24 protein-coding genes are annotated in these 24,892 nt (G+C 64.7%); 7 read left to right on the top strand and 17 right to left on the bottom strand.

All coding sequences use genetic code 11. The annotated features are described in order from the left end of the window. Window positions 1-187: 187 nt before the first annotated feature. Window positions 188-973: a 3-hydroxybutyrate dehydrogenase gene (locus M2342_RS14015; protein WP_181560335.1), complete on the bottom strand. Its 786-nt coding sequence runs from the start codon at window positions 971-973 to the stop codon at window positions 188-190. After that, entirely contained in the window at window positions 970-2,148 is a 1,179-nt protein-coding gene (locus tag M2342_RS14010; RefSeq protein WP_264579538.1) for a patatin-like phospholipase family protein, read from the bottom strand. Before M2342_RS14010 ends, M2342_RS14015 begins: the two co-directional genes overlap by 4 nt. Before the next feature lie 188 nt (window positions 2,149-2,336). Here M2342_RS14010 and M2342_RS14005 point away from each other — a divergent pair, with 188 nt between their 5' ends. Continuing rightward, the gene (locus M2342_RS14005) at window positions 2,337-3,221 is read left to right on the top strand and encodes a neutral zinc metallopeptidase (protein ID WP_264579537.1); all 885 of its coding nucleotides are present in this window, start codon (window positions 2,337-2,339) and stop codon (window positions 3,219-3,221) included. An 833-nt stretch (window positions 3,222-4,054) separates the two neighbouring features. Here M2342_RS14005 and dksA read toward each other — a convergent pair. After that, window positions 4,055-4,516, bottom strand: a complete 462-nt coding sequence (dksA, locus tag M2342_RS14000) for an RNA polymerase-binding protein DksA (protein ID WP_181560338.1) — start codon at window positions 4,514-4,516, stop codon at window positions 4,055-4,057. Window positions 4,517-4,778: 262 nt separating this feature from the next. Here dksA and serS point away from each other — a divergent pair, with 262 nt between their 5' ends. Continuing rightward, window positions 4,779-6,056, top strand: coding sequence for a serine--tRNA ligase (gene serS / locus M2342_RS13995; protein ID WP_264579536.1), 1,278 nt, complete (start codon window positions 4,779-4,781; stop codon window positions 6,054-6,056). Further along, window positions 6,056-6,829 (top strand): 5'/3'-nucleotidase SurE, encoded by a 774-nt coding sequence (gene surE, locus M2342_RS13990; protein ID WP_264579535.1) that lies wholly within the window; start codon window positions 6,056-6,058, stop codon window positions 6,827-6,829. The genes serS and surE overlap by 1 nt, the downstream gene beginning before the upstream one ends. 424 nt (window positions 6,830-7,253) lie before the next feature. Here the strand turns inward: surE and M2342_RS13985 are convergent, their stop codons facing one another. The 5 genes from M2342_RS13985 to M2342_RS13965 form a co-directional block, all read right to left on the bottom strand. Continuing rightward, window positions 7,254-8,183 (bottom strand): electron transfer flavoprotein subunit alpha/FixB family protein, encoded by a 930-nt coding sequence (locus tag M2342_RS13985; RefSeq protein WP_264579534.1) that lies wholly within the window; start codon window positions 8,181-8,183, stop codon window positions 7,254-7,256. Window positions 8,184-8,290: 107 nt separating this feature from the next. Beyond that, window positions 8,291-9,037 carry an electron transfer flavoprotein subunit beta/FixA family protein gene (locus tag M2342_RS13980; RefSeq protein ID WP_264579533.1) on the bottom strand — a complete coding sequence of 249 codons (747 nt, stop codon included), beginning with the start codon at window positions 9,035-9,037 and terminating at the stop codon, window positions 8,291-8,293. A gap of 49 nt (window positions 9,038-9,086) precedes the next feature. Beyond that, window positions 9,087-9,536 carry a GFA family protein gene (locus tag M2342_RS13975; RefSeq protein WP_264579532.1) on the bottom strand — a complete coding sequence of 150 codons (450 nt, stop codon included), beginning with the start codon at window positions 9,534-9,536 and terminating at the stop codon, window positions 9,087-9,089. Beyond that, on the bottom strand, window positions 9,536-10,732 hold the full coding sequence (gene sucC, locus M2342_RS13970; protein ID WP_181560330.1) for an ADP-forming succinate--CoA ligase subunit beta: 1,197 nt from the start codon (window positions 10,730-10,732) through the stop codon (window positions 9,536-9,538). The genes M2342_RS13975 and sucC overlap by 1 nt, the downstream gene beginning before the upstream one ends. A 176-nt stretch (window positions 10,733-10,908) precedes the next feature. After that, a complete protein-coding gene (locus tag M2342_RS13965) occupies window positions 10,909-11,232 on the bottom strand; it encodes a hypothetical protein (protein ID WP_264571028.1) in 324 nt (107 codons plus the stop codon). 172 nt (window positions 11,233-11,404) lie between these two features. On the opposite strand from M2342_RS13965, the gene M2342_RS13960 reads away from it, so the two are divergent. Continuing rightward, entirely contained in the window at window positions 11,405-11,815 is a 411-nt protein-coding gene (locus M2342_RS13960; RefSeq protein ID WP_264580050.1) for a low affinity iron permease family protein, read from the top strand. Between the two features lie 53 nt (window positions 11,816-11,868). On the opposite strand, the gene M2342_RS13955 is transcribed toward M2342_RS13960, so the two are convergent. The 4 genes from M2342_RS13955 to M2342_RS13940 form a co-directional block, all read right to left on the bottom strand. Continuing rightward, a complete protein-coding gene (locus tag M2342_RS13955; protein WP_264579531.1) occupies window positions 11,869-12,165 on the bottom strand; it encodes a hypothetical protein in 297 nt (98 codons plus the stop codon). Between the two features lie 57 nt (window positions 12,166-12,222). After that, window positions 12,223-12,567, bottom strand: a complete 345-nt coding sequence (locus tag M2342_RS13950) for a glycine zipper 2TM domain-containing protein (protein ID WP_181560327.1) — start codon at window positions 12,565-12,567, stop codon at window positions 12,223-12,225. 109 nt (window positions 12,568-12,676) lie between these two features. Next, entirely contained in the window at window positions 12,677-13,102 is a 426-nt protein-coding gene (locus tag M2342_RS13945; protein WP_264571026.1) for an OsmC family protein, read from the bottom strand. 261 nt (window positions 13,103-13,363) lie between these two features. Beyond that, entirely contained in the window at window positions 13,364-15,232 is a 1,869-nt protein-coding gene (locus M2342_RS13940) for a ribonucleoside-diphosphate reductase subunit alpha (protein WP_181561483.1), read from the bottom strand. A 533-nt stretch (window positions 15,233-15,765) separates the two neighbouring features. Between M2342_RS13940 and M2342_RS13935 the strand changes: the two genes are divergently transcribed. Beyond that, complete coding sequence (locus tag M2342_RS13935; RefSeq protein ID WP_264579530.1) at window positions 15,766-16,332, top strand: hypothetical protein; 567 nt, start codon at window positions 15,766-15,768, stop codon at window positions 16,330-16,332. A 13-nt stretch (window positions 16,333-16,345) separates the two neighbouring features. Beyond that, window positions 16,346-17,587, top strand: coding sequence for a multidrug effflux MFS transporter (locus tag M2342_RS13930; protein ID WP_264579529.1), 1,242 nt, complete (start codon window positions 16,346-16,348; stop codon window positions 17,585-17,587). A gap of 4 nt (window positions 17,588-17,591) precedes the next feature. On the opposite strand, the gene M2342_RS13925 is transcribed toward M2342_RS13930, so the two are convergent. The 3 genes from M2342_RS13925 to M2342_RS13915 form a co-directional block, all read right to left on the bottom strand. Continuing rightward, window positions 17,592-19,004, bottom strand: a complete 1,413-nt coding sequence (locus M2342_RS13925) for a methyl-accepting chemotaxis protein (protein ID WP_264580049.1) — start codon at window positions 19,002-19,004, stop codon at window positions 17,592-17,594. A gap of 91 nt (window positions 19,005-19,095) precedes the next feature. After that, window positions 19,096-20,019: a DMT family transporter gene (locus tag M2342_RS13920; RefSeq protein ID WP_264579528.1), complete on the bottom strand. Its 924-nt coding sequence runs from the start codon at window positions 20,017-20,019 to the stop codon at window positions 19,096-19,098. Window positions 20,020-20,044: 25 nt separating this feature from the next. Then, entirely contained in the window at window positions 20,045-21,568 is a 1,524-nt protein-coding gene (locus tag M2342_RS13915; RefSeq protein ID WP_264579527.1) for a fumarate hydratase, read from the bottom strand. Between the two features lie 172 nt (window positions 21,569-21,740). On the opposite strand from M2342_RS13915, the gene M2342_RS13910 reads away from it, so the two are divergent. Continuing rightward, window positions 21,741-21,986 (top strand): GlsB/YeaQ/YmgE family stress response membrane protein, encoded by a 246-nt coding sequence (locus M2342_RS13910; protein WP_181560320.1) that lies wholly within the window; start codon window positions 21,741-21,743, stop codon window positions 21,984-21,986. Window positions 21,987-22,116: 130 nt separating this feature from the next. On the opposite strand, the gene M2342_RS13905 is transcribed toward M2342_RS13910, so the two are convergent. Both M2342_RS13905 and M2342_RS13900 read right to left on the bottom strand, forming a co-directional pair. Further along, window positions 22,117-22,998 (bottom strand): arylamine N-acetyltransferase family protein, encoded by an 882-nt coding sequence (locus tag M2342_RS13905; RefSeq protein WP_264579526.1) that lies wholly within the window; start codon window positions 22,996-22,998, stop codon window positions 22,117-22,119. A gap of 16 nt (window positions 22,999-23,014) precedes the next feature. After that, entirely contained in the window at window positions 23,015-24,892 is a 1,878-nt protein-coding gene (locus M2342_RS13900) for an ABC-F family ATP-binding cassette domain-containing protein (RefSeq protein WP_264579525.1), read from the bottom strand.

The raw sequence follows: 24,892 nt of genomic DNA, 5'->3' as shown, positions 1-24,892 counted from the left end.
TCCCCCAGGGAGGGGCCAAGGACGTTTGGGGTTAGGCGCCTCCCGCTCTCCCATCACAACTAAAATTGCGATTAGTGCTCCTGCGCAGGCAGGAGCCCAGGGCGCAGCCGGATGTCCTCGCCGCCCTAGGCTCTTGCCTGCGCAGGAGCACAAGTTACGCTATTAGAAGTTATGCTTGATCGCGTTGTCAGGCCGCGGTCCAGCCGCCATCCACGCTGATGTTCGCACCGGTGATGTTGCTCGCAGGATCCGAACAGAGGAACATCGCGATGGCGGCGACCTGTTCTACCGTCACGAACTCCTTGGTCGGCTGGCCGGCGAGCAGCACATCGTTGATGACCTGCTCGCGCGTCATGTTGCGCGCTTTCATCGTGTCCGGAATCTGGCCCTCGACCAGCGGGGTCCAGACATAGCCGGGCGAGATGCAATTGGCAGTGATGCCGAAGGTCGCCAGTTCCAGCGCGATCGTTTTGGTGAAGCCGGCAAGGCCGTGCTTGGCCGTCACATAAGCCGACTTGAACGGCGAGGCGACGAGGCTGTGCGCGGAGGCGGTCTGGATGATCCTGCCCCATTTACGCTGCTTCATATAGGGCACGGCAAGCCGAGTGGTGTGGAAGGCGGATTCCAGATTGAGCTTGATGATGAGGCTCCACTTGTCGAGCGGGAATTCCTCCACCGGCGCGACATGCTGGGTGCCGGCATTGTTGATGAGAATATCGACACCGCCAAAGGCCTCCGCCGCCTGCGCCATCATCGCCTCGATCTCTTCCGGCTTGGTGAGATCATGGCCGGAATAGATCGCCTTCGCGCCGCTCGCCTGTTCCAGGGCTAGCCGCTCCTTCTCGATGGCATCGGCATCGCCAAAGCCGTTGATGACGAGGTTGACGCCCTCGGCCGCCAGCGACTTGGCATAAGCAAGGCCGATGCCCGATGTGGAGCCGGTGATCAGCGCTGTCTTGCCCTTCAAACTCATGCCTGCTTCTCCTTGATCTGACCGGTCAGCGCGAGGTCGAAGGTTGCGCTGCGGCCACTGACGATGTTTTCCGCGATAAGCTGGGTCCCGTGCGAGAGCACGGCGGCGACGGCGGCATCGCCCTGCGCCCAGTGATCCAGCATCGTGCGGCGCGAAAACTCGAAATCGCGCGCGCCGCTCTGCCAGGCGCGCAGGCGGTGGATGAGATGGATGATGTTGACCGATCCTTCCTCGATCATCCCCGCCAGCCGCCGCGCCTCGGATGTTTGGGCGACGTCCTGCGGCAAGCGATCCAGCAGCGCGCGGATGGCCTCATGCTCCCGCCGGGTACGCAGGAAGCGGTCCGTCACCTGCCGGGTGCGGCTGGAATATTGAATATCCTTTTGCCGCGACCAGACATCGCTCATTTCGCGCGGCAGCGGCCCTTCTGCCGGGAAGAGATCGACCTGGAAGATCAGCAGATCACCGGACTGGTGCTCGAGGACATGACTGAGCGGGGTATTGGAGACCAGGCCCCCATCCCAATAATGGCGGCCGTCAATCTCCACCTGCGGGAGTCCCGGCGGCAGGGCACCGGAAGCCATGACATGGCGGGCATCGATCCGGCCCCGCCATTGCGGGTCCTGATTGTCGAAATAGACGAAATTGCCGTTCTCGATATCCACTGCGCCAATGGAAAACCGCATGGGACCGTGATTGACCCGGTCCCAGTCGACCAGCCGGTCCAGCGTCTCGCCCAAGGGCGCCGTGTCGTAATAGCTGATCGCTTCCGTCGTTCCGGGCGGTGCCCATAGGGGCTGCAAGAAATGCGGGCGGAAGAAACCTGGTACGCCCCCGAGCAGCACGGCGCCGGCGGCGGCGAGATGCGCGCCCTCGCGCAGATGATCGTCCTCGGGCAGGCAGATGTTCGGCAGGCCGCTGCTGACGAGAGTCCAGAACTCGGTCAGACGCGCCACCCATTGATCGGCCGTGTTGCCGGCGATGATGGCGGCATTGACGGCGCCGATGGAGATGCCCGCGACCCAGTCGATCCCGATGCCAAGCGCCGCCAGCCGCTCGATCACGCCGGCCTGATAAGACCCCAGCGCGCCTCCGCCCTGGAGGACCAGCGCGACCTGATCGGGCAAAGGAAGCGGCGCATGGCCGCCGCGGCGACGCGGAGTCGGCATATCCATGGTGCGATGCAATATCCCATTCCCCGGCCGTCCACCAGCGCCGAGCGGGGGACCGGATGTCGTGATTCCCACAGAATTGCCGGGGCGTTGGGATAGTTCCGCTTGCTGCTGCATTTCACCGTCGCAGCGGAGAATTTCCGCAACAGATCATCAAGGTCTGGACAGGCAGGCGCTGGGGAAGGACGAGAATGCGGCTCGACGACGAACGGGAAAGCAGCAACTACGAGATCCAGCGTGGCGGCGGGGGCGGTTTCGGCGGCGGAGGCGGCAATCTGCTCGGCATGTTGCTGCCGATGATCGGCAGCCGCTTCGGCTGCGGCGGGGTGGTAATCGCGCTCGCCGTGTTTGCCTTCATCAGCTTCAGCGGCGGCGGGCTGCTGACCGGCGGAGATACCTCCCAGCCGGCGACCGAGCAGGGCGCTCCTGCGGGTCAGGAGGGAGAGCTGACACAGATGCAGAGCTTCTCGCTCAAGGTGCTCAACACCACCGAGCGCATCTGGGGCGATCTCTTCCGGCAAAGCGGCCAGACGTACAAGCCCGCCGTGCTCTCATTCTATGCCCAAAACGGAAAATCTGGCTGCGGGGCGGCGCAATCGGCAATGGGACCGTTTTACTGCCCGCTCGACGAGAAGATTTACCTCGACACGGATTTTTTCCGTGAACTGCAGCAGCGATTCGGCGCGCCCGGCGACTTCGCGCAGGCTTACGTGATCGCCCATGAAGTCGCGCATCATGTCCAGCATCTGGAGGGCCGGCTGGATGATGTGAACAAAAGGCAGCAGCAGCTGGGCGAAGCACAAGCCAATGCGCTGCAGGTCCGCATCGAGCTGCAGGCCGATTGCTACGCAGGGGTGTGGGGACGCCGTACCGGTCTGATGGAAACCGGCGACCTTGAGGAAGGCCTGCGCGCTGCCGCAGCGATCGGCGATGACACGCTCCAAAAGGACGCCGGGCGTCGGCCGGTGCCGGACAGCTTCACCCACGGCACCAGCGCCCAGCGGGTGGCTTGGCTGCGTCGGGGCTACGACTCCGGCGACCCTGCCCAGTGCGACACCTTCAGCGGCGACATCTGATCGTCGAAGCGGGCAGGTGATTCGCGAATACGGGCGACATTGCATTCGATTGCAATGTTCAGCTAGGAGCAAGGCGCCCTCATCCATGATCAGAAAATGGCGGGTTTCTTTGAATTTTTTTCGCTTCTTTGAGGCGATCCCTGGTTGATTCCGTCACCTCTCGCGGGCGCGAGATAAAACCCAGCGGTGAGAGAGATGAAGAAGGTTTCCCCTCCCGAGAAAATTTTTTCTCTTTTAAATCAAAGGCGTATATCTAAATTACATTTTTGCATCAGCGAGTTTCGTTTTTCGCACTTGCAGCAAAAAACGGATGTGCTATTTAGAAACTGCCTTTCAGGCATCCTCTCCTAAGACTCAAGGGGCCGATCTCTCACGAGGTCGGCCCTTTTTTTTTGTATAAAACTGCATTAGGCAGGCCCGTCTCCATCGCTCTTACAAGATTACTTCGGAGAGGGAGCCGCCGGGAAGACCGGCACGGGCGACGGGACAAAGCGGAGGATCGAGCGCTTAGAAGCAGCTCTCCTCCGCTTTTTCGTTTCTGGACATTGGCGCGATTATAGATGCAGCAGACTCCTGCTGTCATTGCGGGCTGACTGCCGTAGGCGGGTGTGAGCGCGCGGGTTAGGGCACAAGGATGCCTCCCCGAGCGAAGGCGGCAGCCCGGCACCGTTGACAGCCTCGCGAGAGAACAGCAAGCCCGCAAGCACTGAACCGCGCACGCGCAATCCACGCTAGTTGATCAGTCAGGAAGGCAAGCGGCCAGAACGCCGCTCATCGGCGGCGCGCACGCGCAGATATGCAAGCTATCGGGAGGAGAGCTGCCAGTCGTGTGATCAATCGTCGCGGGAGACTTTTTCCTGCCGTTCGTGGCGCTCCTGCGCCTCGACGGTCATTGTCGCGATGGGGCGGGCTTCGAGGCGACCGAGCGAGATGGGCTCACCGGTCACTTCGCAATAGCCATACTCGCCATCGTCGATGCGGCGCAACGCGGCGTCGATCTTCGAGATGAGCTTGCGCTGCCGATCGCGAGTCCGCAGTTCGATAGACCAGTCGGTCTCGCTGGAGGCGCGATCGTTGAGATCGGGCTCGCGCAGCGGTTCGCTCTGCAGCGTGGCGAGCGTGCCCTCTGCCTCGGCGAGAATTTGCTTTTTCCAATCGAGCAACCTGCGGCGGAAATATTCCAGCTGCAGCGGCCCCATAAACTCTTCGTCTGCGGAAGGCCGATAGCCCTCGGGAAGATCGATCCCCGAGCCTTTCGAGCCGTTTTTATCCGACGAATCTGCAAGCGAGGCCATTCACTTCTCCGCGTCGATCAAGTCGCCGATTTCCGGCGCTCTCGCGGCGCCTATAGAGCGCAGCCGAGAGTGAAACAAGCACTGTTTCCCGCGCATTGAACGATGACTGAACAACGGCCGAATCCGCCGTGAATCGGCGGCCGAACGAGCCGATTACCGCTGCCCTCGCCAGGCTTGGGCGGCGGTGCCGGTCGCGTCCCCACCACTGGGAGATCGCTGGCCGCTTGATCGGCCATGGCGCGCGGGGCATAGGCGGTGCGCCATGCATGATATCAAAGCCATTCGGGACAATCCCGCCGCCTTCGACGCCGCCCTCGCCCGCCGTGGTATGGAGCCGGTCGCCGCCTCCATCGGCGACGAGGACACGCGCTGGCGCGCCGTCGCCACGCAGGTGCAGGAAGGCCTCGCGCGCCGCAACGAGGCCAGCAAGGCCATCGGCCAGGCGATGGCGAAGGGCGACAAGGAGACAGCCGAGGCGCTGAAGGCGGAGGTCGCGACACTCAAGACCAGCCTGCCCGAGCTGGAGGCGCAGGAGAAGGCGCTGGCGGAGGCTGTGCAGAGCCGTCTTGCCGCCATCCCCAATCTCCCCGCCGCCGATGTACCCGATGGCATCGACGAGACTGGCAATGTGGAAGTGCATCGCTGGGGCACGCCGCGCAGCTTCGACTTTACGCCGCAGGACCATGCCGATTTCGGTCCCGCGCTCGGCCTCGATTTCGAGGGCGCGGCTGCCATGTCCGGCGCGCGCTTTGCGGCGCTGCGGGGGCAGATGGCGCGGCTCCACCGGGGGCTGGCGCAGTTCATGCTCGACCGGCAGACGGAGGCCAATGGCTATACCGAGGTCAATCCGCCGCTGCTGGTACGCGATGAGGCGGTGTTCGGCACCGGGCAGTTGCCCAAGTTCGCCGAAGACCTCTTCCGCACCACCACCGGCCACTGGCTGATCCCGACCGCCGAGGTGAGCCTAACCAACCTCGTGCGCGAGCAGATTTTGACCGAGGCCGCGCTGCCGATGCGGTTCACGGCGCTCACGCCCTGCTTCCGCTCGGAGGCGGGATCGGCGGGGCGCGATACGCGTGGGTTCATTCGTCAGCATCAGTTCGAGAAGGTCGAGCTGGTGGCGATCTGCACGCCCGATCAGGCGGCGGCGGAGCATGAGCATATGCTCAAATCCGCCGAGGGCATCTTGGAAGCGCTGGGCCTGCCCTATCGCCGGATGCTCCTCTGCGCGGGAGACATGGGCTTTTCCGCAACCAAGACCTTCGATCTGGAAGTCTGGCTGCCGAGCCAGCAGACCTATCGCGAGATCAGCTCCGTCTCGACCTGCGGCGACTTCCAGGCGCGGCGCATGAATGCGCGCTACCGGCATGAGGGTGAGAAGGGCACGCGCTTCCTGCACACGCTCAACGGATCGGGTCTCGCCGTAGGGCGGACACTGGTGGCGGTGCTGGAGAATTACCAGAACGCCGACGGCAGCGTGACCGTGCCCGAGGCGTTGCTACCCTATACCGGTGGCCTCACGAAGCTGGCGCCCGCCTGATGCGCATCCTGCTTACCAATGACGATGGCGTGAACGCGCCCGGCCTCAAGGTGCTGGAGAAGATCGCCCGCTGCTTTTCCGACGACATCTGGATCGTCGCGCCGATGGAGGAGCAATCGGGCGCCGGGCACAGCCTGACACTCTCCCGCCCGCTGCGCCTGCGCCAGCATGGTGAGAAGCATTACAGCGTCTCCGGCACACCCACCGATGCGGTGATGATGGCGGTAGGGCATCTGATGAAGGACCAGAAGCCCGACCTGCTGCTCTCCGGCGTCAATCGCGGCGCCAATCTGGGCGAGGACGTGACCTATTCCGGCACCGTCTCGGCGGCGATGGAAGGCGCGATCTCCGGCGTGCGCTCGATCGCGCTGAGCCAGGTCTACTCGCGCGAGGGGCTGGGCGACAGCATCCCGTTTGAGGCGGCCGAGGCCTGGGGCGAGCGGGTGGTGCGCGCGCTGCTCAAGCAGGATGCGCTGGAGCGCACGCTCATTAACGTGAACTTCCCGGCCCTGCCCGCCAGCGCGATCAAGGGCATCAAGGTCGCGCGCCAGGGCTTCTACGACATCGACCGCACCCGCATCGTGCCAGGCACCGATCCGCGCGGTTATGATTATTTCTGGTTCGGCCTGCACCACAGCGACTCAGCGCCGGAAGCAAGCGACCTCGCGGCGGTGGCGGAGGGTTATGTGTCGGTCACGCCGCTGCACTACGACCTGACGCATTACGATCTGTTGACGGCGCTGGAAGAGGGGCTGGCAGGGGCCGGGGCGTAAGGGGGGGGCGGGATTTGCTTCGCGGCGCAGCCTCAAGGAGGCGGAGCCGATATCTATCCGCTAACGCAAGAAATTTCGCCTCGGGCGTTTCCCTCTCCCTGGGGGTGGGAGGGATTGCACGCTCGGCAGCGTGCTGCCTTATCCGGAGCTAAAAGCGCGACCGCCATCCTCAGGGTAGCGCGAGCAGTGATCCGCTGTTCCCTTATTCAACTGCGCCAAGGCGCGCTGGGCAGGTCGGCAATTGGAGTGGCTACCGTAGCGCCCCGCGGGCTCACGGATGTCTAAATTTCCGTTCTTCAAGCCAAGTAAAGTCCGGGGACGTCCCGAGCGCCCGCGTCACGAACGTTTATTGCAGCCGGACTTGGCTCCGCAGAATCCGGGCGCATCCAATGACGCCCGCATTCCGCCGAATGCAATCCGCGCCTCAGAGCTTGCTCGTCAACTCCGGCACGATCTGGAACAGGTCGCCCACCAGTCCGACGTCGGCCACTTGGAAGATCGGCGCATCCTCGTCCTTGTTGATGGCGATGATTGTCTTGGAGTCTTTCATGCCGGCAAGGTGCTGGATGGCGCCGGAAATGCCGACGGCGATGTAGACGTCCGGCGCCACGATCTTGCCCGTCTGGCCGACCTGATAATCATTGGGCACGAAGCCCGCGTCCACCGCCGCCCGCGAGGCGCCGACGGCGGCGCCGAGCTTGTCGGCCAGCGGCTCGATGAGCGCCTTGTAATTTTCGCCGCTGCCCACGCCACGACCGCCCGAAACGATCACCTTGGCGCTGGTCAGCTCGGGCCGCTCCGAGGCCGCAACCTCGGCGGACACGAAGCGCGCGGTGCCAGCATCGCCGGTGCCGGACACGGCCTCCACCGGGGCCGAGCCGCCCTCGGACGCCGCCTTGTCGAAGGCGGTGCCGCGCACGGTGATGACCAGCTTGGCGTCACTCGTCTTCACCTGCGCGATGGCATTGCCGGCATAGATCGGGCGCGTGAACGTGTCCGGCCCATCCACCGCGATGATGTCCGAAATCTGCATCACGTCGAGCAAGGCGGCGACGCGCGGCGCGATGTTCTTGCCGGTCGTCGTGGCCGGGGCGAGGAAGGCGTCATGATGCCCCATGAGGTCCACGATCAACGGTGCGACATTCTCGGGGAGATGGTGCTCCAGCGCCGCATCATCGGCGAGATGCACCTTGGCGACGCCAGCAATCTTGGCGGCCTGCTCCGCCACCCCGGCGCAGCCCTTGCCCGCGACGAGCAGATGGACCTCGCCAAGCTGGGCGGCGGCGGTCACGACCGGCAGGGTCGCATCCTTGAGGGTGGCATTGTCATGCTCGACCAGAACCAGTGTCTTCATTATCCTGTCCCTTCATCCGCATCCCGTTCGCTTCGAGCGAAGTCGAGAAGCGTTGTGCGTGGCGTGTCTCGACTTCGCTCGACACGAACGGAAAAGTGATCGGTCGCTCAGGCGACCCCAAGCACCTTCAGCTTCTCGACCAGCTCATCCACGCTGTTCACCTTCACGCCCGCCTGCCGCTTGGCCGGTTCGGTCACCGTCAGCGTCGTCAGCCGCGGCGTCATGTCCACACCGTAGTCGGCCGGCGTCTTCTGCGCGAGCGGCTTGGACTTGGCCTTCATGATGTTGGGCAGCGAGGCATAGCGCGGCTCGTTCAAGCGCAGGTCGGTGGTCACGATGGCCGGCAGCTTGAGCGCCACCGTTTCCAGCCCGCCGTCCACTTCGCGCGTCACGTTCGCCGTATCGCCCGAGACCTCGACCTTGCTGGCGAAGGTGCCCTGCGCCCAGCCGAGCAGCGCGGCGAGCATCTGGCCGGTCTGGTTGCTGTCATCGTCGATTGCCTGCTTGCCGAGAATCACCAGCCCCGGCTGCTCCTCATCGACAATCGCGTTCAGGAGCTTGGCCACCGCCAGCGGCTCGGCCACGCCCTCATGCGTGATCAGGATCGCGCGGTCCGCGCCCATGGCCAGTGCCGTGCGCAGCGTCTCCTGCGACTTCGCCTCGCCGATGGAGACCGCGACGATCTCGGTCGCGACGCCCTTTTCCTTCAGGCGAATGGCTTCCTCGACGGCAATCTCGTCGAAGGGGTTCATGCTCAGCTTGACGTTGGCGAGGTCCACACCGGACCCGTCCGCCTTCACGCGCGGCTTGAGATTGTAATCGAGCACCCGTTTTACGGGGACGAGGATTTTCATCTGCGCTCTCCTTAAGACATTCAAATGTTAGTTGACGTTCACGTTAACGTCAACCGTGCGCGAGACTGGCGAATTCCGCCATGAGGGGTTGGAACTGCTCCATGGGCGGGAAGGTCTCGAAGCTGTGTCTGGCTTTCGTGATCGCCCAGGGTAGCGCTTCCGAGGTGTAGGTTTCGAGAAAGGGCGGGTCCGTCGACGGCGCGTCGAGCAAGGTCGTGCGCACGTTGACGATCTCGTCCATGCCTTCAGGTCGCGTGAACACCCAGCTCCGGCAATGGTCGCAGAAGAAATGCCGGGTTGCCCCGTGCAATCCACCGATCACCGGCTCCCCGGCGATTACCTCGAAACCGGTGGAGAGATAGCAGCTACTCAGCGAGAAAGCGCTCGCCGTCATCAGCTGGCAGCCGCGGCAGTGGCAGGCCGCCGTGAACAGCGGCGCTCCGGTCACCCGGAAGCGCAGCTTGCCACAGCGGCAACCGCCCTCTGCCGCGCCCTGCATCAGGCCAGCGCCTTCACCTCGGCCACGATCTTCTTGGCAGCATCGCCCAGATCGTCGGCCGGCACGATGGCGAGGCCGGAATTGGCGAGGATTTCCTTGCCCTGCGCTACGTTGGTGCCCTCAAGCCGCACGACCAGCGGAACCGAGAGGTTCACTTCCTTGGCCGCCGCGACGATGCCCTCGGCAATGATATCGCAGCGCATGATGCCGCCGAAGATGTTGACCAGAATGCCTTTCACCGCCGGGTCGCTCAGAATGATCTTGAACGCCGCTGTCACCTTCTCCTTGGAGGCGCCGCCGCCCACATCGAGGAAGTTGGCCGGGAACATGCCATTGAGCTTGATGATATCCATCGTCGCCATGGCAAGGCCCGCGCCGTTGACCATGCAGCCGATGTCGCCATCCAGCTTGATGTAGGCGAGGTCGTACTTGCTCGCTTCCAGCTCGGCGGGGTCTTCCTCGGTCTCGTCGCGCAATTCCATCAGGTCCGGGTGGCGGAACAGGGCATTGCCGTCGAAGCCGACCTTGGCATCGAGCACCTGGATCTTGCCGCCGGCGATGGCGAGCGGGTTGATCTCGATCTGGCTGGCATCGGTGCCGAGGAACGCCTTGTAGAGCGCGCCGGCGACCTTGCTGGCCTGCTTGGCGAGATCACCGGAAAGCTCCAGCGCGGCAGCCACGCGGCGGCCATGATGCGGCATGAAGCCGGTCGCCGGGTCGATGGTGATCGTGTGGATCTTCTCGGGCGTGGAGTGCGCCACTTCCTCGATGTCCATGCCGCCCTCGGTCGAAGCGACCATTGCGATGCGGCCGCTCGCGCGGTCCACGAGGAGGGCGAGGTAGAATTCCTTTTCGATGTCGACGCCATCGGTGATGTACAGGCGGTTGACCTGCTTGCCGGCCTCACCGGTCTGGATCGTCACCAGCGTGTTGCCGAGCATGTCCTTGGCATGCGCCTCGACTTCCTCGATCGTCTTGGCCAGCCGCACGCCACCCTTAGCATCCGGACCGAGCTCCTTGAACTTGCCCTTGCCGCGCCCGCCCGCATGGATCTGCGCCTTCACCACATAGAGCGGGCCGGGGAGCGACTTGGCGGCCTCGACGGCTTCCGCCACAGTCAGCGCGGCATGGCCGGCGGGGACAGGGGCGCCGAATTTCGCGAGCAGTTCCTTGGCCTGATATTCATGGATGTTCATGGGTGCAGTATCCTGAGCCTGAGAAGAGGTTGGCCGCGCCATAGCCCAAGCCGGCGCCCGCGTAATTTGCAAAGTTGCAAAATCGACGGCTCGGATACGATATTTACGCGTAGACCAGCGCTGCGCCGGTCAAGGTCTCGCGAGGCGGATTGGCTCGAAGACGTCGGGTCTGTGCGTCAGATCGCGCAGCTAATGGCAGATGCTGTAGCCGCCCGCAGAATTTCTGGATCGCCTAGCGTGCTAAGGTGGCGAACCATTTCGCTCACCGTCGTCCGGTTGGGGTCGATGCCGCGTCCGTCGGTCAGCGTCGCGATCCGGCGAAGCTGCGCATTGCTCAGGCGATCCGTGAGGGTGCGCGCCATGCAGCCGGCCATCGGCTCGCTGAGGCCAGCGCGCACGAGCCCTGCGCGAATGCGACTTTCCGGCGTCGCGCAGCTGCTCAACAAAATGGCTGCGGGCAGGGCGAGGGCGGCAAGCGCGCGGGCGGAGGTGAGCTTCATGCGCGGGAGAGTAGCCGGCCAGAGGGCTCATGCCTAGAGCCTGCGTTTCGGCTGCTCTGTCTTGGCGCACAGGCGGGCGCAGCAACCTGGCCGTGCGTGCCTGCGTGCTGGCCAGCCCGACCCCGACCGGTTACACATCCGCCGCATCCTCCCTGCTGGAATGCGCAATATGATCGAGATGTTTTTCACCCGTTTCGCCAGCCGCATGGCGAGCTGGACGGGCCAGCCGTTCACCTTCGTTCTCGCCTTGAGCATCATCGTCATATGGGGGATCAGCGGGCCGCTCTTTCAGTGGTCGGACACGTGGCAGCTGGTCATCAACACCGGTACGACGATCGTGACCTTCCTCATGGTGTTCCTGATCCAGAATGCCCAGAACCGCGATGCGAGCGCCATGCAGGTCAAGCTGGACGAGCTCATACGCGCCATGGAATCCGCGCAGAATGGCTATATCGGCATCGAGCATCTTACGGATGCGCAGATTTGCAGCCTGCGGGATGCCTTGGAGAAGGAAATCGACGCGGTGCCGGAATTGATCGCCCAGCGCCAGGTGGAGCTCAACAGGCTGATCGAGCGGCGCTGACAAAGCAAAACGGGCGCCATTCGGGCGCCCGTTTTATGTGGAGGACTGAGCGCTTAGCTCGGCATGGCCTGTGGATCGACCGGCCAGGGATGGGCCTTTGCGGGCTTCGAAACGTCCGGCGACGCCGAAGCACTAGCTTGTGCCTTGTCGGACGACAGCGATTTGCCGATCCCCTGCCGGGCCGTATCCGTCTCGGACGTCTGGCGATGTTCCGCCAGCTTGTCCTTGAGCTCCTGAGCGCGCTTGCGCGCGCGATCCTTATACGGCTCGAGGCGTCCCTCATCGTTCATCTTCTTGAGCTTCGAGCCGATGAAGGCGGCGACCGCTCCATAGAAAAATGTTTTCAGCATGATGCTCTCCTGATTTGCAAAATTTTGCGAAGCACGTTTGCGTTGGCCGGCGAGGCCTTAGCGGCAGCGCACCTCGCCGCGTTCGATCGCTCGGCCCGCCACGGCGCCACCCGCAGCGCCGATGATCGTGCCGATCGTCTTGCTGCCACCGGGCGCGATGATGTTGCCGAGAACGCCACCGGCAAGGCCGCCGATGATCGCGCCGCGCGTACCGTCCGGCTTGCGGCAATAGTAGCCGCCGCGGTCGTCGCGATAGATCGGGTCATTGGCGCCCAGCACATAGCCATCATTGTTGGAGGCATAGCCGGGGCCGCCGCCAAGTCCCATATCGCTGCACCCTGCGAGGGTCATGGTCGCGGCCGCGAGTGCGATGGCCGGTGTGCGAAATCCTGCGAAAGTCATGTCCTTGCCTTTCTGATCGTCCTGCCCTTGTTGGCAGAGATAACGGCTGGAAGGCGAGGTCGTTCCGAGGGCTCGCAGAACCTGTCCTGCTGTGCGCCCGCGTGCCGGATCAGCTCAGGCGATGTTCCAGCGTCACCTCGGCATTGAGCAGCTTCGAGACCGGGCAGGTCTTCTTCGCCTCTTCCGCGATCCGCGCAAACTCATCGGGGTCGATGCCGGGGACGGTGGCTTCCAGCACTAGGTCTGAGCGGGTGATCGTAAAGCCGCCATCGCCCTGTTCGAGCTTGACGGACGCCTTGGTGTCGAGCGACCCGTCGGCATAGCCGGCGCGCTCCAGCGCGAAGGAGAGCGCCATGGTGAAGCAACCGGCATGGGCCGCCGCGATCAGCTCCTCGGGATTGGTGCCGGGCTCATCGCCGAACCGCGTGCCAAAGCCATAGGGCTGCTCCTTGAGCACGCCGGATTGGGTGGTGAGGCGGCCTTTGCCGGCCTTGCCCATGCCTTCATATTGAGCCGATGCTGTCCGGGTGGTCATATGCTGTCTCCTTGAACGCGTTGCGCAATATCGTTGAACGAACGCCCCCCGCGCTCGGTTGCCTGAAGGGCGGCGTGCCAGATCGTACCATCTTTGCTGGAGGATTTGGCGACAATGCATGGAGGCGGGGCGTCGCCCGCCAAAGATATGGGCCGGAGACGCCATGCGCTCCGGCCCATATGGGATCGATTGAGTGGACGTTGCCCGCTCCTTACTGGCAGGCGAGAGGGCCGAGCCGGAACGTGCCGATGATCCGGGGGATCATTGGCAGGCGAGGCACTCGTCATAATCGGTGGACTCGCCCAGCTCGATCTTCTTGAGCTCGGCTGTGTTGTCCGCCTCCACGCCGCCCGCGAAGCCGGCGCGCTGGATGGACTTGGAGCGCAGATAATAGAGCGACTTCACGCCCAGCTCCCAGGCGCGGAAGTGGAGCATCAGCAGATCCCACTTCTCCACGTCGGCCGGGATGAACAGGTTCAAGGACTGCGCCTGATCGATAAACGGCGCGCGGTCGGCGGCCAGCTCGAGCAGCCAGCGCTGGTCGATCTCGAAGCTGGTCTTGAACGTGTCCTTCTCTTCCTGGGTCAGGAAGTCGAGATGCTGCACGCTGCCGCCCTTCTCGAGGATCGAGTTCCAGACATTGGTCGAATCCTTGGACTTCGCCGCGAGGATTTTCTCGAGATAGGGATTCTTGACGATGAAGCTGCCCGAGAGCGTCTTGTGTGTGTAGATGTTCGCCGGGATCGGCTCGATGCACGCCGAGGTGCCGCCGCAGATGATGCTGATCGACGCGGTGGGGGCGATCGCCATCTTGCAGGAGAAGCGCTCCATCACGCCCTGATCGGCCGCGTCGGGGCAGGGGCCGCGCTCTTGCGCCAGCACCATCGAGGCCTCGTTGGCCTTGGCATTGATATGCTTGAAGATGCGCAGGTTCCAGCTCTTGGCCATGGCGCCTTCGAAGGAGATGCCGCGCGCCTGCAGGAAGCTGTGGAAGCCCATGACGCCGAGGCCAACGGACCGCTCGCGGCCGGCGGAATATTTGGCGCGGGCCATCTCGTCCGGGGCGCGGTCGATATAATCCTGCAGCACATTGTCGAGGAAGCGCATGACGTCCTCGATGAACATCTTGTCGCCGTTCCACTCGTCCCAGGTTTCGAGGTTGAGCGAGGAGAGGCAGCACACGGCGGTGCGATCCTCGCCGAACTGGTCCTTGCCGGTCGGCAGGGTGATTTCCGAGCAGAGGTTGGAGGTGGAGACCTTCAGGCCCACGTCACGATGATGCTTGGGCATCATGCGGTTCACCGTGTCCGAGAAGACGATATAGGGCTCGCCGGTCGCCAGCCGCGTCTCGACCAGCTTCTGGAAGAGCGAGCGGGCATCGACGGTGGCGCGCACGCTGCCGTCCTTGGGACTCCGCAGCTGGAACTCGGCGCCTTCGCGCACCGCTTCCATGAACTCATCGGTGATGAGCACGCCATGATGCAGGTTGAGCGCCTTGCGGTTGAAGTCGCCCGATGGCTTGCGGATTTCGAGGAACTCCTCGATCTCCGGGTGCGAGACGTCCAGATAGCAGGCCGCCGAGCCGCGCCGCAGCGAGCCCTGGCTGATCGCGAGGGTGAGCGAATCCATCACGCGGACGAAGGGAATGATGCCGCTGGTCTTGCCATTGAGGCCGACCGGCTCGCCGATGCCGCGCACGCTGCCCCAATAGGTGCCGATGCCGCCGCCGCGCGAGGCGAGCCAGACATTCTCGTTCCAGGTGTTGACGATGCCCTCCAGGCTGTCATCCACGCTGTTGAGATAGCAGGAAATGGGCAGGCCACGACCGGTGCCGCCATTGGAGAGCACGGGCGTCGCGGGCATGAACCACAGCTTGGAGATATAATCGTAGATGCGCTGGGCGTGCGCCTCATCGTCGGCATAAGCCGCCGCGACGCGCGCGAACAGATCCTGATAGGATTCGCCGGGCAGCAGATAGCGATCCTTGAGCGTCTCCTTGCCGAACTCCGTCAGCAGGGCATCGCGCGTGGAATCGGTCACCACATCGAAGCGGCGGGCGTCGATGGTGTTCGATGCTGCCGCCTTCTTGGGCGCCTTTTCAGGCGCATCGCCTGTCCGCACAGTCTCCATGATGCCCTCGCTGGCCAGCGTTGCTTCTGCCAAACCTTCCGCCTGCAAATCCCGAAACTCCATGATTCAACCCCCAATGTTCTTGCTTCGTTCGGTTTCGTCAAGCCTTGGCCGGAGAGACCTCAAATTCGGATGTCGGCGGGATTTCCCGCCGGGTTACGCGCCTTGGCGCGCTATCCAGAACATCACGAAGCACAATCTATAGCGTAGCCCCCGGACCCCTAACACTATTGATAGTGCCACAGATGATTGCGGATGCAAGGTATAATGGCGATCGCGGGGCCGCATTTCATCGACGAAATGACTCGGTTGGGCGATGTCTGCTTATGCTGCAGTGCAGCGACGCGCGGTCCTGCGCGGGCTTGCCGGAAAGCAAGCGCAGAAAGCGGGCCGGAAAAATAAAGATGTGGAAAAGGCCGGCCATCGGGACGGGCCTGGCGACGTGCACCGAATGCGCGCCCTCGTGATGCTGGCAAATCCGCCGAGGCCGCCTTATGGATCGGGCGAAGAGTCAGGCACAGAGGATTGTCGGCATGTCCCAAGGCATCATCATGATCATCGGCGCAATCGCGCTCATCATTCTGCTGGTGTGGGTTTTCCGGTCACGATTCGGAGCGGCGGACCATATCGATACCTCGGCCACCGCCGTGGGCGCGGTGACGGAAGCGGCACGCAACATCGCCGAGGAAGTCGTGCATAAATTCGAGGGCAAGCACGAGCCGCAGGTTGCCGCAGAGGCCCCGGTATCGGTTGCTGCTGCTCCGGTCGCTCCGGCTCCGGCTCCGGCTCAAGCTCAAGTCAACACGGCCCCAAACGCCATCGGCATCCCCGCAGCGGTGGGTGCGCCGGACAATCTGCGTCTCCTCAAGGGCGTCGGGCCGAAGCTGGCCGCTTTGCTGACAGAACTCGGGATTACCCGCTTCGACCAGATCGCCGCCTGGAACGCGGCGGACATTGCAACGGTCGATGCCAATCTGGGCACGTTCAAAGGCCGCATCGTGCGCGACAATTGGGTAGAGCAGGCCGGCTTCCTGGCGCGCGGCGACACTGCCGGCTTCGAGGCGCGGTTCGGCAAGCTGGACAGCCCCGGCAACAGTTGAACGGACCCCCATTTTGACCGATCATCCTTCCAAGGCGGCGCCCGGGGTCGCGGCGCCCGGCGCGTCCGCACCGTCGCATCTCCCGCTCGGCCACGTCCTGCTGCTGGCGGCGCTGACGGCGACCTTGCCGGCCGCCATCGAGGGCGTGTCTCCCGCCCTGCCGGCCATTGCGAGCGGCCTCGGGGCGGACCCCACTCATATGCCGACGGCGATGAGCGCGTTCGTGATCAGCTTCGCTATCGCGCAGCTGCTGGGCGGCATGTGCGCGGATGCGCTGGGCCGCCGGCCGGTGGTTATCGGCGGGTTGCTGCTATTTACGCTGGCGGGCCTGTTGGGGGCATTTGCGGAGAGCTTCCCGATGCTGCTTGCCGCCCGTGCGCTGCAGGGCGTCGGGGCGGCCGCAGCGGTGCTGTTGGCCCGCACGATGGTCCGCGATCAGCTTGGCCGGGAGGATGCCGCACGCGCTCTGGCGCTGATCGGCATCATCATGGGGTTCACTCCCGCGTTGGCACCACTCATCAGCGGCGTGCTGGTGGCGACAGGCGGCTGGCGTGCGCCGTTGGTCGCGCTGGCCGTGATGGGCGGTGTGCTGGTCATCGTAACGACCCTGCGATTGCCGGAAACGCTGGCGCGCGAAGAGCGGCTCCCCTTTGATCTGCGCGCCTTGTTCCGCACCCTCGCAGGCCTTGCCCGGTCGCGCGCGTTGATGGCCTACATCATCGCGAACGCCTTTGCTTACAGCGGCATCCTGCTGTTTTCTTCCGCCGCGCCGCAAGTCATCATCGACTATCTCGGCGTCTCGGCCGCCGGCTATGCCGCGATGCTCTCGCTGGCGACGGCCGGGTTCATCGCGGGCAATTTCCTGTCTTATCGTCTCGTTCGTCGCCTTGGCGTGGATAGCACCTTGCGGGTCGGCGTGCTGTTCCAGGCGACTGGGCCGCTGCTCATGCTGCTCGCCGTCTCTGCCTGGCCGCACATATGGGTCGCGCTGGTCATCCCGCAGATGCTCTACACCATGGGTTGGGGCATCGTGCAGCCGCAGACGCAGGCGGGCGCCTTGTCCACCCATCCGCACAGCATCGGTCAGGCCTCGGCCTTGCTGGGTTTCGTCCAACTGGCGCTGGCCGGCCTGATCGTGGCGATCTTTTCGCGCGTGACGGCGGGAGAGCCGGCTTCGCTCGCTCTGGCCCTGATGGTTTGCGGCGGCATGGCGACGGCGTGCGCCTGGCATCTGGTGCCGCGCCAACGCGGCTGAGCCTTCAGGCTGCGATGGTGAGCGGCGCAGCCAGCGGCGGCTGATAGATCAGTTCGATGACGCCCCAATGCTGGCCCGCAATGGAGAGCGGCGCCACCACCTGCTTGAACAGCCCGCTTCTGCCCTGCGCCAGCGGGCGGCGACTCGTCCGCACGGTGAACGGTCGCGTGTTCCGCGCCAGCGCGCGCATGTGCGGCGCATTGAGCATCTGCCCCTGCTGGCCCTGATCGCTCGCTGGCTCCAGGGCTGCGGAGGGTTGCTCCATGCCCTGTATGGACAGAGCAAGCGCGCAAAAGGCGTTGCGGTCGAGGCAGTTGAAGCCAACCGGGCCCGGCAGCTGCCGCGCACCCTCCCGCCAGCCTGCCGCGATCCGCGCGATCAGGGTCTGGGCAGGATGGCTGAACAGCGGCGGATTGCTGCCCGCCAGCGGCTCATAATCGTCCGTGAAGATCAGATCGGCCGTGATCTCGCCGGCTGCGATGGCCTCCTCGACGGCAGAGGCCATGGCCGCCGCCGCTTCGGACGCAAAGCGGATATAAGGCGAATCCGGGATGTCGACGCCGCTTTCGGCGAGATACTGGAGCAGCTGGTTGGTGTCCTCGCTCACGTCGATCACGCGCGTGGACAGCCGCTGAAGCCCGATGGCATTGTCGATGGAGGCATCGGCAAGGTCGGAGAGGCCGGTGCGGATTTCGCCGACCGAGCCGAGGATCGCGTGGATGTTGGCCGACACCGCCTCGCTATTGCCGGAGAGGCCGAGGATCAGATCCCGCAACCGCGCGACCAGCGCGGCGATCTCGCCCGAGGCGGCGTGGGCACCATTGGCCTTTTCCGCGCCCTGAGCGATTCGATCGAGCATGGTCTGTGCTTCGCTGCGCAATTCGCGGATCGATCCTTCGATCTGCTGCGTGGCGAGGGCCGTCTCCTGCGCCAGCTTCTTCACTTCCGCCGCCACCACCGCAAAACCCCGTCCGGCGTCGCCGGCGCGGGCGGCCTCGATGGCCGCATTGAGCGCGAGCAGGTTGGTCTGGCCGGCAATGCCGCTGATCACCTTGCTGGTGTCGCTCACGCTGGCAAGGGCGAGATTGAACCCGTCCAGCCGCTCGTGAATGCGGGAGACCTGATCGATCAGATCCAGCACATTCTGCGAGGCGGAGGCAAGCTGCGTGCTCGAATCATCGACCACCTTGCGCGCGGTGCTGGCCTGCGCGCGGGCCTGATCGGCATTGTCGCCTACGTCATCGCCCATATGGCCGAGCGCGATCGCGGCATCTTCGAGCGTTTCGAGCATGGATGCCTGATCGGTGACGCGGTCGGCCAGCTCGGCAATGTCCACCTGCAGGTCGAGCGTGCGCAGGCCGAGCGCGCCGGTATGCTCGGCGACATGCAAGATCGTCGTTTCCAGCCGGTTCGTCATGTTCACGCGCTTTTGTCTCCCGCTCGACGGGCGGTTTAGGAACAAGCGGTTAAAATGACGTTGTGCAGTGCGGTATTAGTGGCGCGTCGCCCTAACCTCGGGCGCCGAGCAGCGCCAGCACCACCGCGCTCACCACCAGCAGCAGGCCGATCACTTCGCTCCGGCGCAGGCGCTCGCGCAGATAGAAATGCGCAAAGCTGAGCGTGAAGACGACCTCGCTCTGGCCGACGATCCGCACCAGCGCTACCGGTGCCGTCGCAAAGCCGGTGAACCAGCAGGCCGAGCCGAGTGCGGAGAGAAAGCCGACCTGACCCGAGACGCGCCATGTCTCGAACACCCTGCGCACCTGTTCCGGCTCGCGCCACAGCAGGTAGCCGCCCTGCATCACCGTCTGCAGGGCAACGGTGATGACCAGCACCGTGAGCGCTGCGGAGATGGGATCGAGCGTGGCCACATCCATCGTCGCGCGCCGAATGGCGATCGCCGTGAGGGCGAAGAAGAAGCCGGATGCGATGCCGTAGCGCGCGGCGGGCTGGCCGAGGGCGCGCAGAAAATCGCCCGCGCTCATTCGCTTGCCGCCGGTGGAGAGCAGCATGACGCCCACCACGCCAATGGCGATGCCGATCCAGGCCAGCAGGCTCAGCGTTTCACCGAGCAGCAGGATGGAGAGCAGGGCGCCCTGCGCAGCTTCCGTCTTCGAGTATGCGGTGCCGACGACGAAATTGCGATGATGGAAGGCCATCAGCAGCAGGTTGGTGGCCAGTATCTGCGCCAGTCCCCCCAATGCGCTGTAGATGACGGTGGCGCTGGAGAAGGCCGGGAACAGCCCGTCCCGCAGTAGGGCGTGATAGCCCAGCATCAGCGCTGCCGCGAAGGGCAGGCCGTAGAGATAGCGCACAAGGCCAGCGGCATTCACGGACATCATCTGCCCGACGCGCCGCTGCACGGCCGTCCGCCACGCCTGAAGCAGGCCGGCCAGCAGCGTCGCCGGCAGCCAGATCGGCGAAGAAATCAACGCTGCGCCCTATGCCGGGTCAGGTTCATGCTTTCTCCAGCAGGCCTTCCCGGGCGATCTTCTCCTGCCAAACGAGCGGCGCGAGCTGGTGGACGTTGTTGCCTTCGCTGTCCACCGCGACGGTGACGGGAAAGTCCTGCACCTCGAACTCGTAGATCGCTTCCATGCCTAGATCCTCGAAGCCGACCACCTTGCTGCCCTTGATCGCCCGCGCGACGAGATAGGCCGCGCCGCCGACCGCCATCAGATAGGCGCTCTTGGCATCGCGGATCGCGTCTGTCGCCGCCGGGCCGCGCTCGGCCTTGCCGACGCAGGCAAGCAGGCCCTGGTCGAGCATCATCCGCATGAACTTGTCCATGCGGGTCGCGGTCGTCGGGCCAGCCGGGCCGACCACTTCCTCGCCGACCGGATCGACCGGGCCGACATAATAGATCACGCGGCCCTTGAACTCGACCGGCAGTTGCTCGCCCCGCGCCAGCATGTCCTGAATGCGCTTGTGGGCGGCATCCCTGCCGGTGAGCATCTTGCCATTGAGCAGCAGGCGGTCGCCCTGCTTCCAGCTCTGCACCATCTCGGGCGTGAGCGCATCGAGATCGACGCGGATCGCTTCCGCGCTCGGCTTCCAGTCCACCTTGGGCCACTCATCGAGCTTGGGCGCTTCCAGATAGGCGGGGCCGGAGCCATCCAGCGAGAAATGCGCATGGCGGGTCGCGGCGCAATTGGGGATCATCGCCACCGGCTTGCCTGCCGCATGGCAGGGCGCATCGAGGATTTTGACGTCGAGGATCGTAGCAAGCCCGCCCAGACCCTGCGCGCCGATGCCGAGCGCATTCACCTTGTCGAAAATCTCGATGCGTAGCGCCTCGATGTCCGTCTGCGGCCCGCGCGCCTTGAGGCTGGCCATGTCGATCTGCTCCATCAGCGCCTTCTTGGCGAGGTGGACGCAATGCTCGGCCGTGCCGCCGATGCCGATGCCGAGCATCCCCGGCGGGCACCAGCCGGCGCCCATTTGCGGCAGCATTTCAAGCACCCAGTCGACGATATTGTCAGCCGGGTTCATCATCTTGAACTTGGACTTGTTCTCGCTGCCGCCGCCCTTGGCCGCGACATCGACATGGACATGATGGCCCGGCACCATCTCGACATGCAGCACGCAGGGCGTGTTGTCCTTGGTATTCCGCCGCGTGAAGGCGGGGTCGGCCAGCACGGATGCGCGCAGCTTGTTCTCGGGGTTGAGATAAGCGCGACGCACGCCCTCGTCGACGACCTCCTGCAGCGACTTGCTGGTGTCGTCGAGGCGGCAATCCATGCCCCACTTCACGAACACGTTGACGATGCCGGTATCCTGGCAGATCGGGCGATGGCCCTCGGCGCACATGCGGCTGTTGGTCAGGATCTGCGCAATGGCGTCCTTGGCGGCCGGGCCTTGCTCGGCTTCATAGGCGGTGCCCAGCGCGCGGATATAATCCATCGGGTGATAATAGCTGATGAACTGAAGCGCATCGGCGACGCTTTCGATCAGGTCGGCGGTCTTGATGGTCACGGTCATGGCGCGCGTGAGACTCCCGGCAAATGGCAAGGACAGGCGGTTTGGATGCCGGGCGCTATACGCCTTTGGCCTGCGCAGGCAAGCGCTCGACGCCGTTGCGGCGCGCGCCGATCCGCGCAATAACCGCTCAGCGGCGCGCGCTCATGACGCCGCAGGCAGGAAGGATGCATCTATGTTCCGGATCATCGGCTATATCGTCGTCGGCCTCATCGTTGGCGTCTTCGCGCGCTTCTTCTATCCCGGCGCCGTGGACCTCGGCTGGATCGCCACGATCCTGCTCGGCATCGGCGGTGGCATCATCGGCGGCTTCGTCGCGGGGCTGATGGATGGCAAAAGCGGCAACTTCCGTCCGGTCGGCTTCATCGGCTCGGTGCTCGGTGGGATGCTGCTGATCTTCATCGTGCGATCATTGAGCTAGGCGCGGTCAAGCCTAGGAACCGCCTTGCGTTCCTGTGAAAACAGGAACCCAGGGCGCAACCGCTGTTCCTCGAGGCCCTGGGCTCCTGCTTCCGCAGGAGCACCGCGTCATCGGTAAGAGGTAACGCCGATTATTCGGCCGCGCTCGAACTGTTAAGTGGCGCAAACAGGGGCAGCGCGGCCACGTCATCCGGCGCAAGGGTGAGGCCGAAAACCTCCGCCAGCGTTGCCCGATACTCTTCCGGAGCGGCAATATCTCGGATTTCGCGGTTAGACCCCCGCGCGATCGAGAAACTCCGCTCGGTCAGCGCGGCAAAGCCGTCGGGCAGGACGATGCTGACAATGTGCAGGGTCGTAAAGCGCGAGGCCGCCCGCGTGGAGGTCCAGTGGTTGCACTGCTCCAGATCGATGCGTGCCACCGGATCGAGGTGAAACGCATATTGCGGTTGCCAGTCGTCGGTCTCAGCGCTGCGCCCGTCGGTGGAGGCCGTCGGGCCGGCGCGCTCCAGCAGCCATTCGCCGAGGACGTCGCCGGGCTGGCCGGTCCGGCGCAGGCGATGGCTGGCCCCGTCCGGCGTCGTGGCCTCCGCGCCGTCCTGCAAGGGCAGGGGCGGCACGAAACTGCCGCCAAATCCGGCATCGGCCACCCAAGGCTGGCCTTCGATCTCAAGCAGCAACAGCGTATGCGTGCGCGGCGGGATGTCGCCGGGCGCCGCGCCGAGCAACACCCGCGCGAGCAGCGGTCTGGCCGGCAGGCCAAGCGTGCCCAGCATGTCGGCAAACAGCCGGTTCTGCTCGAAGCAATAGCCGCCGCGCCGCCGGGTGACGAGCTTGTCGAACACGCTGTCCCCATCGATCAGGATCGGCCGGCCCAGGCGCACATCCAGATTCTCGAACGCGATGCGCCGGCGCTGCGCCGCCTGAAGAACGGCGAGGCCCTCCGCATCGGGCGCCGGCGCCGACTCAAGGCCGAGGCGGGCCAGATAGGCGTCGAGGCGGTCGGCGGTGGTCATGGCAGGCTCGCCCCCGTCAGGCCGCGTCGAGGCTGTCGAGCGCTTCGCTGGCTTCCATCCAGCTCTGTTCGGCCTGTTCGATGGCGCCGTCGAGCTTGGCGCGCCGCTGCATCAGTTCGCTCATCGTCCGGTCCTTTTCCTGCGGTCCAGCCTTTGCCGGATCGAACAGGGCGAGATCGATCCGCGAGCGCTCGGCGGTGAGATCGGCCAGCGCTTTCTCTGTCTTCTTCACAGCCGCCTGCAGCGCCTTGTAGCGCTCCCGTGCCTGGGCGTTCGCGCGGCGATCGGCCTTGCGGTCGTTCTTGGATCCGCTCTCCTTCGCCGGGGCACTGGCACCGCGCCCCAGCACGAAGTCGGTATAATCCTCAAGGCTGCCGTCAAAAGGCTGGGCCAGTCCGCTATCGACCAGCACCAGCCGGTCGGCCACCAGCTCGATCATGTGCCGGTCGTGGCTGACGATCACCACCGCGCCGGAATAGCTGTTGAGCGCCTGCACCAGTGCCTCGCGGCTATCGACGTCGAGGTGGTTGGTCGGCTCGTCGAGGATCAGCAGATGCGGGGCGTGGCGGGTGATCAGCGCCAGCGCCAGCCGCGCGCGTTCGCCGCCGGAGAGCGACCCGACCTTCTGGGTCGCTCTTATGCCCGAAAAGCCGAACCGGCCGAGTTGCGCGCGCACCGCGCCGGGCGTGGCGCCCTTCATCTGCCGGGTCATGTGCTCGAGCGGTGTGTCTTCCGTATCCAGCTCTTCCACCTGATATTGCGTGAAATAGCCGACGTTCATCTTGCCCGAGGCGTTCATCGCGCCTTCCATGGCCGGCAATTGCGCGGCCAGTAGCCGGGCCAGCGTCGTCTTGCCGTTGCCGTTCTTGCCGAGCAGCGCGATGCGGTCATCGGGGTCGATGCGCAGATTGAGGCGCTGGAGGATCGGGGTCTCATTGTAGCCGACTGCCGCCATGTCGAGCGTGATGAGCGGCGGGCGTAGCGCTTCGGGATCGGGGAAGTCGAAGGACAGGCTGGGATCTTCCAGCGCGGCGGCGATGGGCTGCATCTTGGCCAGGGCCTTGGCCCGTGATTGCGCCTGCTTGGCCGTGCTGGCGCGCGCGCTGTTGCGGGCGACATAATCCTGCAGCTTGGCACGCTCCGCCGCCTGCTTCTCGCGGGCCGATTCGAGCTGGGCCAGCCGCTCGGCGCGCTGCCGCTCGAAGGCATCGTAGCCGCCCGGATACAGCGTGATCTTGCCGCCTTCCAGATGCAGGATATGGTCGACGACATTGTTGAGCAGGTCGCGCTCGTGGCTGATGACCAGCACCGTGCCGCGATACTCCTTAAGGAAGCTTTCCAGCCACAAGGTCGCTTCGAGGTCGAGGTGGTTGGATGGCTCGTCGAGCAGGAGCAGGTCCGGCTCGGAGAAGAGCAGGGCGCCCAGCGCGACGCGCATCTTCCACCCGCCCGAGAAGCTGTCGAGCGGCCGGTTCTGCATCTCTTCATCGAAACCGAGGCCCGTGAGGATGCGGCCCGCGCGCGCGGGCGCGGTGTAGGCATCGATGGCGATCAGGCGATCGTGCAGGTCGCCCAGCCGGTCCGGATCTTCGCACGTCTCGCTCTCCACCAGCAGCGCCGCGCGCTCGGTATCGGCAGCGAGCACGGTGTCGAACGGCGTGGCGCTGCCGCTCGGGGCTTCCTGCGCGATATAGCCCAGACGCGTGTCGCGCGGCATGTCGACCGATCCACCATCGGGGTCGAGTTCCCCGATGATCGTCTTCATCAGGGTGGACTTGCCGGCGCCATTGCGGCCGATCAGGCCGACCCGCGACCGCGGCGGCAATGCCGCGCTCGCGGCATCGAGAATGACACGGCCCCCCAGCCGCACGGTGATATCATTGATGGTCAGCAT

The sequence above is a fragment of the Sphingobium sp. B8D3A genome, from assembly GCF_025961995.1.
In the GTDB taxonomy this organism is placed as follows: domain Bacteria; phylum Pseudomonadota; class Alphaproteobacteria; order Sphingomonadales; family Sphingomonadaceae; genus Sphingobium.
This window is presented reverse-complemented; position numbering and strand designations above follow the sequence as displayed.

Excerpts from the sequence above, each read along its gene's own strand:
- M2342_RS13940 (WP_181561483.1), bottom strand. The coding sequence starts at position 15,232 with ATGGAGACTGTGCGGACAGGCGATGCGCCTGAAAAGGCGCCCAAGAAG.
- M2342_RS13985 (WP_264579534.1), bottom strand. The coding sequence starts at position 8,183 with ATGAAGACACTGGTTCTGGTCGAGCATGACAATGCCACCCTCAAGGAT.
- serS (WP_264579536.1), top strand. The coding sequence starts at position 4,779 with ATGCATGATATCAAAGCCATTCGGGACAATCCCGCCGCCTTCGACGCC.
- M2342_RS13925 (WP_264580049.1), bottom strand. The coding sequence starts at position 19,004 with ATGACGAACCGGCTGGAAACGACGATCTTGCATGTCGCCGAGCATACC.
- M2342_RS13935 (WP_264579530.1), top strand. The coding sequence starts at position 15,766 with ATGTCCCAAGGCATCATCATGATCATCGGCGCAATCGCGCTCATCATT.
- M2342_RS13955 (WP_264579531.1), bottom strand. The coding sequence starts at position 12,165 with ATGCTGAAAACATTTTTCTATGGAGCGGTCGCCGCCTTCATCGGCTCG.
- M2342_RS14005 (WP_264579537.1), top strand. The coding sequence starts at position 2,337 with ATGCGGCTCGACGACGAACGGGAAAGCAGCAACTACGAGATCCAGCGT.
- M2342_RS13945 (WP_264571026.1), bottom strand. The coding sequence starts at position 13,102 with ATGACCACCCGGACAGCATCGGCTCAATATGAAGGCATGGGCAAGGCC.
- M2342_RS13905 (WP_264579526.1), bottom strand. The coding sequence starts at position 22,998 with ATGACCACCGCCGACCGCCTCGACGCCTATCTGGCCCGCCTCGGCCTT.
- M2342_RS14010 (WP_264579538.1), bottom strand. The coding sequence starts at position 2,148 with ATGGATATGCCGACTCCGCGTCGCCGCGGCGGCCATGCGCCGCTTCCT.
- M2342_RS13900 (WP_264579525.1), bottom strand. The coding sequence starts at position 24,892 with ATGCTGACCATCAATGATATCACCGTGCGGCTGGGGGGCCGTGTCATT.
- M2342_RS13975 (WP_264579532.1), bottom strand. The coding sequence starts at position 9,536 with ATGCAGGGCGCGGCAGAGGGCGGTTGCCGCTGTGGCAAGCTGCGCTTC.
- surE (WP_264579535.1), top strand. The coding sequence starts at position 6,056 with ATGCGCATCCTGCTTACCAATGACGATGGCGTGAACGCGCCCGGCCTC.
- sucC (WP_181560330.1), bottom strand. The coding sequence starts at position 10,732 with ATGAACATCCATGAATATCAGGCCAAGGAACTGCTCGCGAAATTCGGC.
- M2342_RS14015 (WP_181560335.1), bottom strand. The coding sequence starts at position 973 with ATGAGTTTGAAGGGCAAGACAGCGCTGATCACCGGCTCCACATCGGGC.
- M2342_RS13915 (WP_264579527.1), bottom strand. The coding sequence starts at position 21,568 with ATGACCGTGACCATCAAGACCGCCGACCTGATCGAAAGCGTCGCCGAT.
- M2342_RS13980 (WP_264579533.1), bottom strand. The coding sequence starts at position 9,037 with ATGAAAATCCTCGTCCCCGTAAAACGGGTGCTCGATTACAATCTCAAG.
- M2342_RS13950 (WP_181560327.1), bottom strand. The coding sequence starts at position 12,567 with ATGACTTTCGCAGGATTTCGCACACCGGCCATCGCACTCGCGGCCGCG.
- M2342_RS13910 (WP_181560320.1), top strand. The coding sequence starts at position 21,741 with ATGTTCCGGATCATCGGCTATATCGTCGTCGGCCTCATCGTTGGCGTC.
- dksA (WP_181560338.1), bottom strand. The coding sequence starts at position 4,516 with ATGGCCTCGCTTGCAGATTCGTCGGATAAAAACGGCTCGAAAGGCTCG.
- M2342_RS13965 (WP_264571028.1), bottom strand. The coding sequence starts at position 11,232 with ATGAAGCTCACCTCCGCCCGCGCGCTTGCCGCCCTCGCCCTGCCCGCA.